Annotated in this window: 14 protein-coding genes; 2 read left to right on the plus strand and 12 right to left on the minus strand. The window is 71.2% G+C overall.

Annotated features, from left to right (window positions below; translation table 11 throughout):
- Positions 1–72: 72 nt before the first annotated feature.
- The 9 genes from CACI_RS48740 to CACI_RS41660 all read right to left on the minus strand — a co-directional run bounded on the left by CACI_RS48740 (position 73) and on the right by CACI_RS41660 (position 10,850).
- Positions 73–744: a nuclear transport factor 2 family protein gene (locus CACI_RS48740; protein ID WP_015796970.1), complete on the minus strand. Its 672-nt coding sequence runs from the start codon at positions 742–744 to the stop codon at positions 73–75.
- Complete coding sequence (gene folP / locus CACI_RS41625; RefSeq protein WP_015796971.1) at positions 741–1,622, minus strand: dihydropteroate synthase; 882 nt, start codon at positions 1,620–1,622, stop codon at positions 741–743. The genes CACI_RS48740 and folP overlap by 4 nt, the downstream gene beginning before the upstream one ends.
- 9 nt (positions 1,623–1,631) lie before the next feature.
- Complete coding sequence (locus CACI_RS41630; protein ID WP_190276696.1) at positions 1,632–3,719, minus strand: phosphatidylglycerol lysyltransferase domain-containing protein; 2,088 nt, start codon at positions 3,717–3,719, stop codon at positions 1,632–1,634.
- A gap of 344 nt (positions 3,720–4,063) precedes the next feature.
- Positions 4,064–4,645: a GTP cyclohydrolase I FolE gene (gene folE, locus CACI_RS41635; RefSeq protein ID WP_041543867.1), complete on the minus strand. Its 582-nt coding sequence runs from the start codon at positions 4,643–4,645 to the stop codon at positions 4,064–4,066.
- A gap of 119 nt (positions 4,646–4,764) precedes the next feature.
- The gene (gene ftsH, locus CACI_RS41640; protein ID WP_015796974.1) at positions 4,765–6,783 is read right to left on the minus strand and encodes an ATP-dependent zinc metalloprotease FtsH; all 2,019 of its coding nucleotides are present in this window, start codon (positions 6,781–6,783) and stop codon (positions 4,765–4,767) included.
- Positions 6,784–7,002: 219 nt separating this feature from the next.
- On the minus strand, positions 7,003–7,557 hold the full coding sequence (gene hpt / locus CACI_RS41645) for a hypoxanthine phosphoribosyltransferase (protein WP_317623736.1): 555 nt from the start codon (positions 7,555–7,557) through the stop codon (positions 7,003–7,005).
- 23 nt (positions 7,558–7,580) lie between these two features.
- Positions 7,581–8,657, minus strand: coding sequence for a tRNA lysidine(34) synthetase TilS (gene tilS / locus CACI_RS41650; protein ID WP_015796976.1), 1,077 nt, complete (start codon positions 8,655–8,657; stop codon positions 7,581–7,583).
- A 160-nt stretch (positions 8,658–8,817) separates the two neighbouring features.
- Positions 8,818–9,873, minus strand: coding sequence for a zinc-dependent metalloprotease (locus CACI_RS41655; RefSeq protein ID WP_015796977.1), 1,056 nt, complete (start codon positions 9,871–9,873; stop codon positions 8,818–8,820).
- A gap of 80 nt (positions 9,874–9,953) precedes the next feature.
- A complete protein-coding gene (locus tag CACI_RS41660; protein ID WP_015796978.1) occupies positions 9,954–10,850 on the minus strand; it encodes a polysaccharide deacetylase family protein in 897 nt (298 codons plus the stop codon).
- Between the two features lie 64 nt (positions 10,851–10,914).
- Between CACI_RS41660 and CACI_RS41665 the strand changes: the two genes are divergently transcribed.
- Positions 10,915–11,316 carry a MerR family transcriptional regulator gene (locus tag CACI_RS41665; RefSeq protein WP_015796979.1) on the plus strand — a complete coding sequence of 134 codons (402 nt, stop codon included), beginning with the start codon at positions 10,915–10,917 and terminating at the stop codon, positions 11,314–11,316.
- Positions 11,317–11,474: 158 nt separating this feature from the next.
- Here CACI_RS41665 and dacB read toward each other — a convergent pair whose 3' ends face one another.
- The gene (gene dacB, locus CACI_RS41670) at positions 11,475–13,001 is read right to left on the minus strand and encodes a D-alanyl-D-alanine carboxypeptidase/D-alanyl-D-alanine endopeptidase (RefSeq protein ID WP_015796980.1); all 1,527 of its coding nucleotides are present in this window, start codon (positions 12,999–13,001) and stop codon (positions 11,475–11,477) included.
- 94 nt (positions 13,002–13,095) lie between these two features.
- Between dacB and CACI_RS41675 the strand changes: the two genes are divergently transcribed.
- Entirely contained in the window at positions 13,096–13,605 is a 510-nt protein-coding gene (locus CACI_RS41675; protein ID WP_015796981.1) for an inorganic diphosphatase, read from the plus strand.
- A gap of 144 nt (positions 13,606–13,749) precedes the next feature.
- Here CACI_RS41675 and CACI_RS41680 read toward each other — a convergent pair whose 3' ends face one another.
- On the minus strand, positions 13,750–14,040 hold the full coding sequence (locus CACI_RS41680; RefSeq protein WP_015796982.1) for a hypothetical protein: 291 nt from the start codon (positions 14,038–14,040) through the stop codon (positions 13,750–13,752).
- A gap of 11 nt (positions 14,041–14,051) precedes the next feature.
- Positions 14,052–15,119 (minus strand): ArsR/SmtB family transcription factor, encoded by a 1,068-nt coding sequence (locus CACI_RS41685; protein ID WP_015796983.1) that lies wholly within the window; start codon positions 15,117–15,119, stop codon positions 14,052–14,054.
- Between the last annotated feature and the right edge of the window lie 29 nt (positions 15,120–15,148).

Consider the following 15,148-nt stretch of genomic DNA (forward strand, 5'->3'; position numbering starts at 1 on the left):
GCCGCGCCCATGATCGCCGGGGCTGACCTGCGCGGTCGGCTCCGGCTCCGGCGGTCCGGGAGGCTGCCGGCGCTACTCTTCGACGCTCTCCATCACCGCGGAGGCGTGGTGCATCCACAGCTGCCAGCCCTCGTCGGTGCGGCGGAAGATGTTGATGGTCGTGGCCCGGCCGCCGGCGATGAAGCCCGGGTCCTCCTCCGAGGAGCCGGCCGACATGTCGGTGATGATGTTCTCGGTCAGGCTGACCACCGCGATCCGGTCGACCACGTCGATCCGCACGTCGGTCAGGAAGAACTGCAGGAACGGCGTGTTCGCGCACACCACCGCCCACGAGCGCAGCACGTCCTCGCGCCCGAACACCGGCGCCCAGCCGGGATGCACGCACTGCACCGAGGCCTCGAACGGCCCGGACAGCCAGATCGCGCCCAGCCGGTCCAGGTCGCCGGCCTCGGCGGCGGCGTAGAACTCCTCGTTGGCCTCGGTGATCGCCTCGATGTCCGCGGCCACCTGCGGCGGCGGGCCCTCGGGACCGGCGGCGAAGGTACCGAACTCCTCCTCGAAGCGGCCGAAGTCCCCGAAGCCGTCCTCGCCCGCGCCGCCCGATCCGCCGGCAGCACCGGCCCCGCCGACAGGACCGCCGCCGGCCGCGTCCGGACCGCCAACGTTCTCAGGGCCGCCGGGCTTGGACTCACCGGGCTCGGACTCGCCGGGCTCCCCCACGCCGCCGAACTCCCGGGCGCTCATCGCGCCGCCGCCAGCGCCGCGGCCACCCGGACCGCGTCCAGCGAGCCGAGCGCGTCGTGCGCGCGCACGCCCCAGGCGCCGGACGCGGCCACCAGGGCGGACAGCGCGCTCGTCGCGGAGTCCCGGCCGTGGGCCGGACGGATCCCGCCGGCCTGGTCGGCCAGCAGCCGGCCTAAGAAGTTCTTGCGAGAAGCGGCGATCAGCAGCGGACGGCCGAGCGACTCCAGCTTCTCGATATGGGCCAGCAGGGCCCAGTTGTGGTCGGCGTTCTTCGCGAAGCCCAGGCCCGGATCCAGGATCACCTGGTCCTCGCCGATGCCCGCGGCCAGAGCCTCGTCATAGCGCGCCTGCAACTCTTCTATGACTTCCTTCACCACGTCGCCGTACACCGCACGGGTCTGCATGTCAGTGCTGTGCCCGCGCCAGTGCATCAAGATGTACGGCACGCCGGATCCGGCCACGAGCGGGAACATCTCCGGATCGGCCAGGCCGCCGGAGACGTCGTTGACGATCACCGCGCCGGCGTCCAGCGCAGCCGCGGCGGTCGAGGCGCGCATGGTGTCCACCGACACCCGCACCCCGGCGGCGGCCAGCTGCTCGATCACCGGCAGCACCCGGTCCAGCTCCTGCTCGGCGGTGACCCGGGCGGCGCCGGGGCGGGTGGACTCCCCGCCGACGTCGACCACGTCCACCCCGTGCCGGTGCAGGCGCAGGCCGTGCGCCACGGCCTTGGCGGTGTCGCCGTCGGCGTAGTACTCGCCGCCGTCGGAGAAGGAATCGGGCGTCACGTTCACCACGCCGAACACGGCGCAGCGTCCGAAATCCGGCAGACCGCGCACGGTCTGGCTGCGGTTGAGGGGGCGGCCCTGCGCGTCCATGGTGAAAGCCTAGCCGTTCGCGGCCTTCTGTCCTCCCGGCCCGCGAAGCGCGGCCACGGGCTCGGCGACCGGGCGCTTCGCGGTGTTCTCGGCTTTGCCGCCGGCCCGGTAGCCGGGCTTGGGCTCGGGCTTGGACCCCGGCTTGTTCTCGGCTGTGTTCTCGGGCTGGTTCTCCGGCTCCGGCTCGTTCTCCGGCTTGGTGCCCGGCTCGCCGTCCGCCTTGCCCTCGCCGTCCGCCTTGCCCTCGGCGTCGGCCTTGCCCTCGGCCTCGTCGCAGTCCTCGCGCTCAGGGCACTCGCCGTCGAGGTCGTCCAGCTCGCGCTCGTCCCGGTCCTTCTTCGACCAGGGCAGGCCCGGCGGGACGATGAAGCCCTCGGCCTCGGCGTACGCCAAGCCCACGCGCGGGATGTCTCGGGTGTTCTTGAACGCCACGAACCGCGGCACCCACTCCGGCTGGAACTTCGAGTTGAACTTGTACAGCGACTCGATCTGGTACCAGCGCGAGAAGAACACCAGCGTGGAGCGCCACATCCGGGTGATCGGGCCGGCGCCGAGCTTCTCGCCGCGCTCCAGCGCGGAGCGGAACACCGCGAAGTTCAGCGACGCCCGCACGATCCCCAGGCCCTTGGCCGCCTGCATCGCCTTGACGATCAGCAGTTCGTTGAGTCCGGGCTCTGCCTCGCGGTCGCGCACCATCAGGTCCAGGCTCATGCCGTCGGTGCCCCAGGGCACGAAGTTGATCAGCGCCCGGACCTCGCCGTCCTTGGTCGCGGTCGCGACCACGCACTCGGCGTCGCCCGGGTCGCCGAAGCGGTCCGGGCCCAGCGCCATCGAGAAGCTGCCGCGCTCGCTGGAGCCGCGCCAGGCCTCGATCCCGGTCTTGATCAGCTCGACCTCGGCGCGCGGGATGTCCTTGAGCCGGCGCACCTGGCACTCATAGCCCTGACGCTCGACCCGGTTCACCATCTGCCGCACGTTGCGCATCGCGCGGCCCTCCAGGCTGAACCTGTCCGTGTAGCAGATCGCCTCGTCGCCCAGCTCCAGCGCGTCCAGGTCGGCCTCGCGGCACCACACCTCGCCGCCGGTCTCCGAGCAGCCGACCACCGCCACCACCCAGGCGTGCCGGTCGGCCTCCTCCACGTACACCTTGATCGCGCCGGGCCAGGCCTCGGGGTCGCCGATCGGGTCGCCGGAGGCCAGCATCACGCCGGAGACCACGCGGTAGGTGATCGCGGCCTTGCCCGAGGGCGACCAGATCACCGACTTGTCGCGGTGGGTGGCGAAGTAGGCCAGGGAGTCCCGGCGGCCCTGCTTGGCGATCAGCTCGCGCAGCCGCTCGTCGTCCTCGGCGGACTGCCGGGCGATCGGCTCGGCCGGGCGCAGCATCAGGTAGCCGACGATCAGCGCGGTCATCAGGCCCAGACCGCCGAGCAGCGCGGCGACCAGGTCGTCGGTCGCGCCGCGTTTGAAGTTGACCGGGCCGTCGATGCCGATCAGACCCAGGGCGACGTGCTGGAAGCGGACCCAGACCGTCGGGTCGCTCTCGATGTGCTTGCCCTGCCAGTACATCAGGGCCATGCCGGCGGCGAAGGAGAACGCTGCCAGGAGCACGAAGGCGCGCAGCGCGCGCCAGCGCGTGTACGGGTCGCCGAGGGCGTAGAACTCCTCGCGGTAGACCAGCAGCAGGACCAGCACCACGATCGTCAGGACGATCTGCACGCCCAGGTAGTGCGTCGCGGCCTCGCGGTCCTCGCTGCGGAACGAGCGCACGAGGTGGAAGACCACCACTGTGATGAGCAGTACGACCGCCACCCACCAGGCCCGCTTCTTGCGGCGCTTGAGCGCGTGCGCGATCAGCACCAGCAGCACGCCGGACATCAGCGTGGCCGCGGCGGCCAGGTTCTGCACCTCGGTGGGCACCTTGAGGCTGATCGAGTGCACCCGGGAGTGCCGGAAGCCCGGCGAGATCGCCGAGGCGATGTTGCCGAAGCCGGCCAGGTAGGTGATGAACGCGACGAGCCGCGGCACCCAGTTCCGACGCGGCGGCGGCTGGACCGCCGCCGTATCGGACGGGGGCGGCTCGGTCTTGGAGGTCATGGCTTTGGCCCGAGTCATGTTGGAGGGACGTTCGAGGGCACCGTGCAGGTTGTCACTGGGGCTGTCAGCGTCCGCCGACGCGGCGGATCGGACCTGATTGTGCCCCTCGCCGGCGGACGCCGGGGCATCCTTCGGCAAATCCCCGGCAGCGCCCGCCAGTCCTGTGGCCTCACTCCGGCGCTTACCCGCCCGGGGGGACTTGACGCGCGATCCGGCACCGCCGGCAGCGTCGCCGTCACCCGATCCGGGGCAGCCCGGCTCGGCAGCCGGATCCGGGCACGCCGCGGCGGCTTCGGCTGAAGTGGGGACAGGCGGAGCGGCGGTCGGCCGGGCTGAGCGCGCGCTCACCGGCCCAGGATCAGGCTCATCGCCTCGGCACGGCTCGCCGGGGCGAGCAGCTGCCCCCGCACCGCCGAGGTCACGGTCTTCGCGCCCGGCTTCCTGATCCCTCGCATCGACATGCACAGGTGTTCGCACTCCACAACGACGATGACCCCGCGCGGCTCCAGGATGCGGACCAGCGCGTCGGCGATCTGCGTCGTCAGGCGCTCCTGGACCTGCGGCCGCTTGGCGTAGACGTCGACCAGCCGGGCCAGCTTCGACAGGCCCGTGATCCGTCCGTCCACCGAGGGAATGTACCCCACGTGGGCCACTCCGTGGAACGGCACGAGGTGGTGTTCGCAGGTGCTGTACACCTCGATGTCGCGGACCAGCACCATCTCGTCGTGGCCCAGGTCGAAGGTCGTGGTCAGCACGTCCTCAGGGCCCTGGTGCAGCCCGGCGAATATCTCGCGGTAGGCCCGCGACACCCGCGCCGGGGTCTCCTTCAGACCCTCGCGGTCCGGGTCCTCCCCGACCGCCAGGAGCAGTTCGCGGACCGCGCGCTCGGCACGCTCGGCGTCGTAGCCGGAGACCGCGCGGCCCAGGTCCGGCGCCGCCTGCCCGGGCTGGCCGGCGAGGCTGACGCGGGCGATGCCGCCTCCCGGGTCGCTCGCGGCCCGGGAGGCGGCATCGCCGCCGCGCTGGTTCTCGGTGGTGCTCTCACTCACTGTTCGGGCACCGTGTCCGTCCGGCCGATGATGGCGTCGGTCACGGTCCCGTTGGCGGCCGAGCGGGCCGCCTCCAGCTCGCGCGGGGTCTGCACCGGCGGGCGGGTCTGCAGGGTACGGCGCGAGGAGCCGATCCAGGCCGGGCGCTGCGGGCGCTTGGCCACCGGGGCGAAGATCGCGGCGATCTGCTCCTTGTTCAGGGTCTCCTTCTCCAGGAGCTCCAGGACCAGCTGGTCCAGGATGTCGCGGTACTCGACCAGGACCTCCCAGGCCTCGTCGTGCGCGCTCTCGATGAGCCGCTTGACCTCCTCGTCGACGATCGAGGCGATCTCCTCGGAGTAGTCGCGCTGGTGGCCCATGTCGCGGCCCAGGAAGACCTCGCCGGTCTCCTTGCCGAACTTGATCGGCCCGAGGCGCTCGGTCATGCCGTACTGGGTGACCATCGAGCGGGCGATGTTGGTCGCCTTCTCGATGTCGTTGGACGCCCCGGTGGTCGGGTCGTGGAAGACCAGCTCCTCGGCGGTGCGCCCGCCCATGGCGTAGGCCAGGTTGTCCAGCATCTCGTTGCGCGTGGTGGAGTACTTGTCCTCCTCCGGCAGCACCATGGTGTAGCCCAGGGCGCGGCCGCGGGACAGGATCGTCACCTTGTGCACCGGGTCCAGGTTCGGCATGGCGTGCGCCACCAGGGCGTGGCCGCCCTCGTGGTAGGCGGTGACCTTCTTCTCCTTGTCGCTCATCAGGCGGGTGCGCTTCTGCGGGCCGGCGACCACGCGGTCCACCGCCTCGTCCAGCGCCTCGTTGTCGATGAGCTTCTTGTCACCGCGCGCGGTGAGCAGCGCGGCCTCGTTCAGCACGTTGGCCAGGTCCGCGCCGGTGAAGCCGGGCGTGCGCTTGGCCAGCGAGCTCAGGTCCACGCCCTGCGCCAGCGGCTTGCCCTTGGAGTGCACCGCCAGGATCTGCTTGCGGCCCTCCAGGTCCGGCGCCTCGACCGCGATCTGCCGGTCGAACCGGCCCGGGCGCAGCAGCGCCGGGTCCAGGATGTCCGGGCGGTTGGTCGCGGCGATGAGGATCACGCCGCCCTTGACGTCGAAGCCGTCCATCTCCACCAGCAGCTGGTTCAGCGTCTGCTCGCGCTCGTCGTGGCCGCCGCCGAGCCCGGCACCGCGGTGCCGGCCCACGGCGTCGATCTCGTCGACGAACACGATCGCCGGGGCGTTGGCCTTGGCCTGCTCGAACAGGTCGCGGACGCGCGAGGCGCCGACACCGACGAACATCTCCACGAAGTCCGAGCCGGAGATCGAGAAGAAGGGCACGCCGGCCTCGCCGGCCACGGCGCGGGCCAGCAGCGTCTTACCGGTTCCGGGCGGGCCGTAGAGCAGCACGCCCTTGGGGATCTTGGCGCCGATGGCCTGGAACTTCGCCGGGGCCTCCAGGAACTCCTTGACCTCCTGGAGCTCCTCCACGGCCTCGTCGGCGCCGGCCACGTCGGCGAAGGTGGTCTTCGGCGTGTCCTTGCTCACCAGCTTGGCCTTGGACTTCCCGAAGTTCATCACCCGGGAGCCGCCGCCCTGCATCTGGTTCATCAGGAACAGGAAGACCAGGGCGATCAGGACGAAGGGCAGCAGGGTGATCAGGATGCCGACGAAGGCGTTCTGCTTGGCCAGCGACACGTTGTAGCCGGACCTCAGGCCGCCGCCCTCCTGCTGGGAGGTGTTCAGAGCGGTGGCGATTTCGTTGCCCTGCTGGTCGTTCAGGTAGGTGGCCCTGAGGTCGGAGGAGCCCTGGGCCTGGGCGACCGGGCCGTTCGGGTCGACCTTCACCTCGATCGAGGAGCCCGACCCGCCGATCAGCTTGGCGGAGACAACCTGGTTCTTGTGGATGGCGTCCAAGACGACGGAGGTGTCCACGGACTTGGGTCCGCCGGCCGAGGAGACCAGCTGCATGACCGCGAGGACCGCCACGACGGCCAGGACGACCCAGATCACTGGGCCTCGGAAGTAACGCTTGACGTCCATCGATCCTCTACGACTCGTGCTAGCTGTTCACGGCGGGGGTGTGGGTGCGGGTCCGTCTCGGGTGTCAGTTCATGATGCAGTTCATGGTGCCTGGTTCATGATGCGTTTCATGATGCGATTCATGATGCCTAACGACCGTACGCGGTCACTGCGTTCCCGCGCGAGGCACCCGATGAACCCACACTGCTCCCAACGTGGGTTACCCGAGTGTCATTCCGCCTACGAACTGTATACGTGCGGCGCGAGTGTGCCGATGAAGGGCAGACCGCGGAAGCGCTGGGCGTAGTCCAGGCCGTACCCGACGACGAACTCGTTCGGGATGTCGAAACCGACGTACTTGACGTCGATGGCGACCTTGGCGGCGTCGGGCTTGCGCAGCAGCGTGACCACCTCCAGCGAGGCCGGGCGGCGCGAGCGCAGGTTGGACAGCAGCCAGGACAGGGTCAGCCCGGAGTCGATGATGTCCTCGACCACCAGCACGTGCCGGTCCTGGATGTCGGCGCCGAGGTCCTTCAGGATCCGCACCACGCCGGAGGACTTGGTCCCCGCGCCGTAGGAGGAGATCGCCATCCAGTCCATCTCGGAGTCGATGTGCAGCTCGCGGATCAGGTCCGCCATCACCACCAGCGCGCCGTTCAGCACGCCGACCAGCAGCACTTCCTTGCCCTGGTAGTCGGCCTCGATAGCGCGGGCGAGCCCGGCCACTTTGGCCTTGATCTCGTCGGCGGGGATGAGGACCTTCTCCAGGTCCTGGCCCATGTCCTTGTCGTCCACGCTGCGGTCCCGTCGTGCGTCGCTTAAGCCGGCATCAACAATCCGGCCGGGGCGGGGTCCTCCGCCGGCTGGCCGGGATCGCTCCGGTCCGCGCCGCCACGGCGCAGCGCACCGGATCTCTCGAAGGCCAGCTTTCCATACCGGCGGGCCGCCGCGACCGCGCTGGGCAGGTGCAACGGTCCCTGGCCGCGCCAGTCGGTCAGCAGCCGGTCCAGCTCCTCGATGTGGACGGCGGCCAGGTCAGAGCCGGGACACCCGGCCCGCAGCGCGGCCAGGCGCAGCACTCTGCGGCGCACGGCGGTGGGCAGGACGGACAGTTCGGACACGTCGAGGTAGTGGGACAGATCACAGTCGCCGAAGGGTTCCAGGAGCCTGTCGAACTCCCGAGCGGCCCACGCGTCGAGCGCCTCGGTGTCCTCGCGCAGCATCTTCGCCGTCCGCGCCAGGGCTTCCGGTATCCCCGGACCGAGCGCCGCGGACAGCGCCGGGATGGCGGCGTGCCGGACCCGGGAGCGGGTGTAGGCGGGGTCGGCGTTGTGCGGGTCGTCCCAGGGCTCGAAGCCCTCGGCGGCACTGGCGGCCACGGTGGTGGCGCGCGGCAGGTCCAGGAAGGGGCGCGCGTAGCGGCCGGCCTGCGCCGGCATCCCGGCCAGGCTGCGCGCGCCGGAGCCGCGGGCCAGCCCGAGCAGGACGGTCTCGGCCTGGTCGTCGCGGGTGTGGCCGAGCAGGACGGTGGCCGCGCCGAGGCGCTCGGCGGCGGCGTCGAGCGCGCCGTAGCGCGCGACGCGGGCCGCGGCCTCGGGCCCGCCGTGTCCCTCGACCCGCACCGACAGGCTCTCGACCGGATCGAAGCCCAGGCTCGCCAGGAAGCGGACGACACGCTCGGCCTGCGCGGCCGAGCCCTCTTGCAGGTTGTGGTCGACGGTCAGGCCGCCGAAGCGCAGGGAGAGCCGGGGCGCGACGAACGCGGTGGCGCAGGCCAGCGCGATGGAATCGGCGCCGCCGGAGCAGGCGACCAGGACCAGGCCGCCGGGGGCGAGGCCGGAGAGGGTCTTGCGGACGGCCAGGCGTATCGCGGCGACGGCGGGGGCGGGACCCATGTTCGTACTCCTTCGTGCGTTGAGACGCATTTTTCCGTGAGCAACGACGCGATCCCCCTCAGGTCGCGGCGACACTCCCGAGGCTCACTCGTACGGCGTGGCGCGCGCGTTCCACCTGGGCATTTTCCGCTTTTCCGCCGGGCTTTCCGCCCGCGCCGGCCTAAGGCCGCACCCGCGCCAGCCAGGCTTCCGGGTCGTGGATCTCGGCCCGGGTCGGCAGCGTGTTCGGCGAGGTCCACACCCGGTTGAAGCCGGACATCCCGGCCTGCTCGACCACGGCGCCGACGAACCGCGCGCCGTCCCGGTACTGCCGGATCTTGGCGTCCATGCCGATCACCCGGCGCACGATCGCGTCGATGCGGCTGGCGCCCTTGGCCCGGCGCTGCCCGAACTTGCGGCGGATGTCCCCGACGCTGGGCACCACCTGCGGTCCGACGCCGTCCATCACGAAGTCCGCGTGTCCCTCCAGCAGCGACATCACCGCGACCATCCGGTCCAGCACCGCCACCTGCTGCGGGGTCTGCACCAGCTCGGTGAGCGGACGCCGCTCGCCACCGTCGCGCCGCGCCTGGGCCGCCTCGCGGACCCGCTTGGCCAGCGCGCCGGGATCGGTGTCCATGCCGGCGATGAAGGACTCGATCTCGCCCAGGATGTGCGCCCGCAACCACGGCACGGCGGCGAACTGCGTGCGGTGGGTCTCCTCGTGCAGGCACACCCACAGCCGGAAGTCGTCCGGCTTGACCTGCAGCTCCCGCTCCACGCTGACGATGTTCGGGGCGACCAGCAGCAGCCGGCCGGGCTCCTGGAAGATCTCGTACTGCCCCAGGATCCGGTGCGACAGGTAGGCCAGCAGGGTGCCCAGCTCCAGCGCGGTCGCCTTGGGACCCAGCGCGGCCAGCCCGGACGGCGGCACGCCCTCGCGCTTCTCGTTGAGCTTGCGCGCCAGCGGCTCGGTGACGATCTTGAAGCCCTCGGCGTTGGCCTTGATCCAGCCGGCCCGGTCCACCACGAGCACCTGCGGCTCGGTCAGGATGGTGCCCTGGTTGGCCAGGCCGGTGAAACCCGCCACATGCTCGCGCGACTCGGCGGCGTACCGGCGCAGGTCCGCCACCGTGGCGGCGGCCTCAGCCGCGGAGGTCGCCGGGCCCGGCCGCACCAGGCGCTGCGCCGTCGTCACCGCAAGTTGCCAGTCGACCAGCTGCGCTCTCGCCGTCATGGCTCTCAGGCTACGTGGCGGCGCCGGTGAAACCTAGATCGGATCGCGGCAAATCGGCCGCCCGAGGGCTCGTGGCGGCCTCATCCGGCGGACCGCGACGCCGCTGCCTGCCCCGTCACCGCCAGGTAGTGGTCGGCGATCGCGTCGGCCGTCGTCGTCCACACCCCGGGGTGGTTCACCACATACGCCAACGCCTCGTCGAGGTAGCGGGTGCGGAACGCCTGCCCGGTGATGAACGGATGCAGGGCCAGCGCCATGACCCGCCCGGAGCCGTCGGCGGCGTCCTCGTACAGCTGGTCCACCTGGTCCTTCACCATCTGCACGAAGTCCGGCCCGCTCAGCCCTTTGCTGACGAAGACGCCGATGTCGTTCAGCTCCACCGAATACGGCAGGCTCAGCAGGCCCGGGACGTTGGTCGGGTAGGGCTGGTCGTCGTTGGTCCAGTCCAGGACGTACTCGACGCCCTCGGCCGCCAGCAGCTCCGGGGTGTGGAAGGTCTCGATCAGTCCCGGACCCATCCATCCGCGCGGCTTGACCCCGGTGGCCTGCTCGATGGTGCGCAGGACCTCGCGGATCTCGCCCTGCTCGACGTCGCGCTCCAGCCCGGTGAACAGGTGGCTGTTGCTCGCGCCGTGCCCGAGCCAGGCCCAGTCGCGCCGCACGCCGGCTTCGATGATCTGCGGGTAGCGCGCGGCGACGTCGGAGTTCAGCAGGGCACTGGCTTTCACGCCGTGCTTGTCGAGCAGCTTGATCTGCCGCCAAATGCCGACGCGCGGACCGTAGTCGCGCCAGCCGTAGTTGAGGCTGTCGGGGGTGAGCGCGGTGGTGCCCTCGTAGGTCGCGGTCCCGGGGAGGTCGACGTAGAAGTGTTCGATGTTGAGGCCGACGTAGAACGCCACCCGGTTTCCTCCGGGCCAGCTCAGCGGCTCGCGCTCGGTGATGGGACGATAATCGTAGAGTTCGATGTCCTGGCTCATGCGACCATGGTCGAACCTTCACACGGATGTGAGGGTCAAACGGCGAGCCTGTGAGGTGGGTCACATGCGCATCGGTGAACTGGCGGAACGCACCGCCACCAGTCCGCGTCTGCTCCGGTACTACGAGGAGCAGGGTCTGATCCGGGTCGCCCGCTGCGCCAACGGCTACCGCGACTACGACGCGGCGCTGGTCGACCAGGTCGCGCACATCCGCGGACTGCTGGACGCCGGGCTGTCCACGCGCATCATCAAGCAGATCTTGCCCTGCCTGAACGAGCCGAGCGAGATCCACTTCGCGGACGCGACGCCGGAGATCATCGCCACCCTGGAGGGTCACCGCGACCGGCTGGCGGAGCGGATCGCGCTGCTGACGCGGAACCACGACGCGATCGCGGCTTACGTGGGGTCGCTGAAGCAGTGCGCGCTTGGGGTGGAGCGCGCGGAGGTCGCGGAGGTCGCGGCTTAGTAGAGCCCGCAAAGGTCGCGGCTTGGTAGAACCCGCAGAGGTCGCGGTGGCGAGGTGGCCGCCAGCGTTGCGCGCCGTGCACATACCGCTGCGCGCTAGTGGTCGGTCTCGCGGCGCAGACACAAGGCGGCGTAGTCCTGGCCTTCCTGCCCAGCCCTCTACCCAGCCGGCGGCGCAGTCCCTCCCCCGCAGCCGCATCCCGCCAGCGTCGTCGCCAGCCGGTCCACCGCCGCGCGCGCGGCGGTGGAGTCCGTAGCCTCGTCGGCCATCAGCGAGAACACCAGCAGCTGCCCCGAGCTGTCGCGCACCAGACCGGCCAGCGTCACCACGCCGGTCAGCGAGCCGGTCTTCGCGCGCACCAGGCCGGCGCCCGCGAGCGACGGCGCCGTCGTGTAGCGGCCGTCCTCGTCGAGCGTGCCGGTGAAGCCCGCGACCGGCAGGCCGGTCAGTGCCGCGCGCAGCTCTGGATGGTCGTCCGCCGCCGCGGTCGACAGGACCTTGACCTCGAAAGCCGGGGTGATGCTGTCCTTGCGGGACAGGCCGCTGCCGTCCAGGACGTTCAGGCCCGTCAGGTCCAGGCCGAGCTTGCCGAGCTGGTCGCGGACCGCCGCGACGCCGCCGTCGAAGGTCGCCGGCTTGCTGTCGGCCAGTGCGACGTGCCGGAGCAGCGACTCGGCGAGGTCGTTGTCGGAGACCGTGAGCATGTGCTCGACCAGGTTGGCGAGCCGCGGCGAGGTGACGCGCGCCAGTTCGGCGCCGGAGCCGGCGGAGGCGGTGGCGGGCTTGCCGGTCACCTGGACGCCGTGGGCCGCCAGCCGCCCCGCGAAGTCCACCGCCGCGAGGGCTGCCGGGTCGGTCACGCGCGGGCTCAGATCGTTCGCGGCCTTCGCCCGCCCCTCGTCGACCATCAGCCCGGTCACCGGTGCCACGTTGCCGTCGGTGTAGTCGGGGGACCACGTCGGGTTGAGGCCCGGACCGCTGAAAACGGAGGCGTCGTAGCCGAGTGTGACTGATTTCACGCCCTTCGCCTGCAGGGCCGCGGCGGTGCGCGCCGCGAGATCGTCCAGCGAGGCCGGCTGGTAGCCCGGGTCGGAGGAAGGGCCCTGCGTCGACAGTGTCGGGTCACCCCCTCCGACCAGCACGATCGTCGGCGTCGCAGCGGAATCCGGGCCCTGCACCACCCGGGTCGCGAACCGGTCGTCCGGGCCGAGCGCGGACAGCGCGGCGACCGCGGTCACCACTTTGTTCGTCGAGGCCGGCGCGAAGCCGTCGGCGGCGTGCTCGTCGAACAAGAGCGCCGGCGAAGCGGGGTCGGCGACCGCGATCCCGACGTGCTTGCCGAGCCCGGGCGCGAGCGTCAGCGGCTGCAGCGCGCCGGCCAGCTCGGCCGCCGTCAGCGCCCCGCCGGGCTTGTCACCTGCGAGAACAGGGGAAAGAGCGGCTCCGGCCGGGACGTGCGCCGGTCCGGCCGAGCGGGTCGAGGGCGCCGCCGAGGACGGCGCGAGCGAACCCTGCGACGTCCGCGCGACCGGGACCGCCCCGTCCCGCGAGGCGTCCGCCCGCTCGCTCACCCGCTGTCCCCCGGACCACGGCCCGGCCGCCCACACGCAGCCCGCGGCCAGTACGATCCCGAGCGCGGCTGACACAATGGCGGTCGGCAGCGTTCCCGGCACCTGTCTTGCCACTCAGGTCACTCCTTGATCTCGCGAACTCTGTCGTCACCGCCTGTCTGGGCGACACTAGTAGCAGCACCTGAAAGCGCGGAAACGAGGAAAGACCATGGAGTTCGACGTTCTCATCGAGATCCCCAAGGGCCAGCGCAACAAGTACGAGGTCGACCACAAGACCGGTCGTATACGGCTGGACCGGATGCTTTTCACCTCGATGGTCTACCCGACGGACTACGGGTTCATCGAGGACACCCTGTCCCTGGACGGCGACCCGCTGGACGCCATGGTCCTGCTCGACGAGCCGACCTTCCCCGGCTGCCTGATCCGCTGCCGGGCGATCGGCATGCTGAACATGGCCGACGAGGCTGGCGGCGACGACAAGATCCTGTGCGTCCCGGCGACCGACCCGCGCTTCGAGCACCTGCGGGACTACCACCACATCTCCGAGTTCGAGCGCCAGGAGATCCAGCACTTCTTCACCAGCTACAAGGACCTCGAGCCGGGCAAGGAGGTCCACCACGCCGAGTGGCAGAACCGCTCCCAGGCCGAGACCGAGATCCGGCGCTCCTACAAGCGTTTCGAGGACCTGCCCGAAGAGGAGAAGGTCCACCACCTGTAAGCGGGTGACCGCCGCTTCGGTCCCGGCCCGGACCGGCGCGGCGGAGGGATGAGAACGTCGGAGCCCCCGGCGGGAGCGGATCCCGCCGGGGGCTTCGCGGTGCGTGGGGAGTGTGCGTTGGTGCGAGGCACAAGCCCCAGCGGCTCACCGCTCCTGAAGCACCGTCCCGTTCAGCGCCACGTTCCCGTCGGCCATCGACATCGCGGCGAAGGCCTCCGGCGTGTTCGGCAGATCGGCCAGCGCCGCGCCCATCTGCTCGGCGCTCTCCCAGACCCACACGTCCGAGTAGCTGCCGTCCTCCAGCCGGGCCAGCCGGGTCGCGGTCAGCGCCGGGTGCTTGGCCCGGACCGCGTCGATCACGGCCGCCCGCCGGGTGCTGAACTCGTCGAACTTCTCGGGGCTGACGCGGTAGTGGTGGCTGCGGATCGCGGTCATGGTCGGGCTCCTCATCGGGCGGCGTCGTCGTCTTCATCTCTCTGACCCCGGCGCGCCCCGGAATGTGACAGCCCCGGCGGAGCGATTCCCGCCAGCGAGTCCCCGAGCGGACTGCGCGCGTAGAGCACGCTGCGGCCGTGCCGCGCCCGGGACGTCAGCCCGGCGTCGAGGAGCACCTTGAGATGCTGGCTCACCGCCCCGGGCGTGACCCCCAGCTGCCGAGCCAGCTCGGTGGTCGACACCGGCTCGCCGAGCATCAGCAGCATCCGCGCCCGCGGCGCCCCGAGCAGCCGCTCCAGCGCCGGTCCGGCCGGCGGCGGGACCACGCGCTCGGCCATCGTCCCCAGGCCGCGCGCCGGATAGAGGATCCACGCCGACAGCGTCGGCTCGATCATGCTCAGCGCACCGTGCGCGAAGCAGGTCGGCGCCAGCAGCACGCCGTGCCCGGTGGCCGGCACGTCGTACTTCGGGACGGCGGCGGCGTACGCGGAGGCGTCCCAGGTGATCCTCAGCCGCCGGCCGTCCCAGCTGAGCCGGTCCCCCAACTCGCCGAACAGCGTGCCCGCACCGCGCTCGACGAGCATCCGGGCCCGATAGACGATGTCGGACTCCAACACCGACCGCGCCCGCGGCCACCACTCCGGCGCCAGGCAGGTCTCCCAGTACGCCTCGAACTCGTCCGCGATCTCGGCCAGCAGCCCGGCCGGATCGCGCCGCCCGCGCAGCAGCCGGGCCGGGACGGCACCGTCGATCTTGACGAACGTCTGCTCCAGCTCCGGCCAGATCCGCTCCACCGGCGTGGCCCGCAACGTCGCCAGCTCCCGGTGGAAGTCCGGCCACGGCGTCGTCGGGCGCGGGGTGAGGAAGTCGGGGATCCAGCGCCAGGAGCCGACGAGCGCGGTCAGCAGCTCGGTGTCCAGGCGCTCGAAGGCGGGGCGCATGCGGTTGAACAGCGGCACCTGCTCGGCGTAGTAGCCCGGGTGCGTCCACATACGCAGGCTCATGCCGGTCTCCAGGAGCGCCGAACAGGCGAAGGAGGTAGCGGCGAGTTCGTCCAGGCCCAGTTCGACCGTGATCATTCAGTCCCCCACTGAATCGATTCCGGGGA

Source organism: Catenulispora acidiphila DSM 44928, from assembly GCF_000024025.1.
Lineage (GTDB): Bacteria > Actinomycetota > Actinomycetes > Streptomycetales > Catenulisporaceae > Catenulispora > Catenulispora acidiphila.

Excerpts from the sequence above, each read along its gene's own strand:
- CACI_RS41655 (WP_015796977.1), bottom strand. The coding sequence starts at position 9,873 with ATGACGGCGAGAGCGCAGCTGGTCGACTGGCAACTTGCGGTGACGACG.
- folP (WP_015796971.1), bottom strand. The coding sequence starts at position 1,622 with ATGGACGCGCAGGGCCGCCCCCTCAACCGCAGCCAGACCGTGCGCGGT.
- tilS (WP_015796976.1), bottom strand. The coding sequence starts at position 8,657 with ATGGGTCCCGCCCCCGCCGTCGCCGCGATACGCCTGGCCGTCCGCAAG.
- CACI_RS41660 (WP_015796978.1), bottom strand. The coding sequence starts at position 10,850 with ATGAGCCAGGACATCGAACTCTACGATTATCGTCCCATCACCGAGCGC.
- CACI_RS41685 (WP_015796983.1), bottom strand. The coding sequence starts at position 15,119 with ATGATCACGGTCGAACTGGGCCTGGACGAACTCGCCGCTACCTCCTTC.
- CACI_RS41675 (WP_015796981.1), top strand. The coding sequence starts at position 13,096 with ATGGAGTTCGACGTTCTCATCGAGATCCCCAAGGGCCAGCGCAACAAG.
- CACI_RS48740 (WP_015796970.1), bottom strand. The coding sequence starts at position 744 with ATGAGCGCCCGGGAGTTCGGCGGCGTGGGGGAGCCCGGCGAGTCCGAG.
- CACI_RS41665 (WP_015796979.1), top strand. The coding sequence starts at position 10,915 with ATGCGCATCGGTGAACTGGCGGAACGCACCGCCACCAGTCCGCGTCTG.
- ftsH (WP_015796974.1), bottom strand. The coding sequence starts at position 6,783 with ATGGACGTCAAGCGTTACTTCCGAGGCCCAGTGATCTGGGTCGTCCTG.
- CACI_RS41630 (WP_190276696.1), bottom strand. The coding sequence starts at position 3,719 with ATGACCTCCAAGACCGAGCCGCCCCCGTCCGATACGGCGGCGGTCCAG.
- CACI_RS41680 (WP_015796982.1), bottom strand. The coding sequence starts at position 14,040 with ATGACCGCGATCCGCAGCCACCACTACCGCGTCAGCCCCGAGAAGTTC.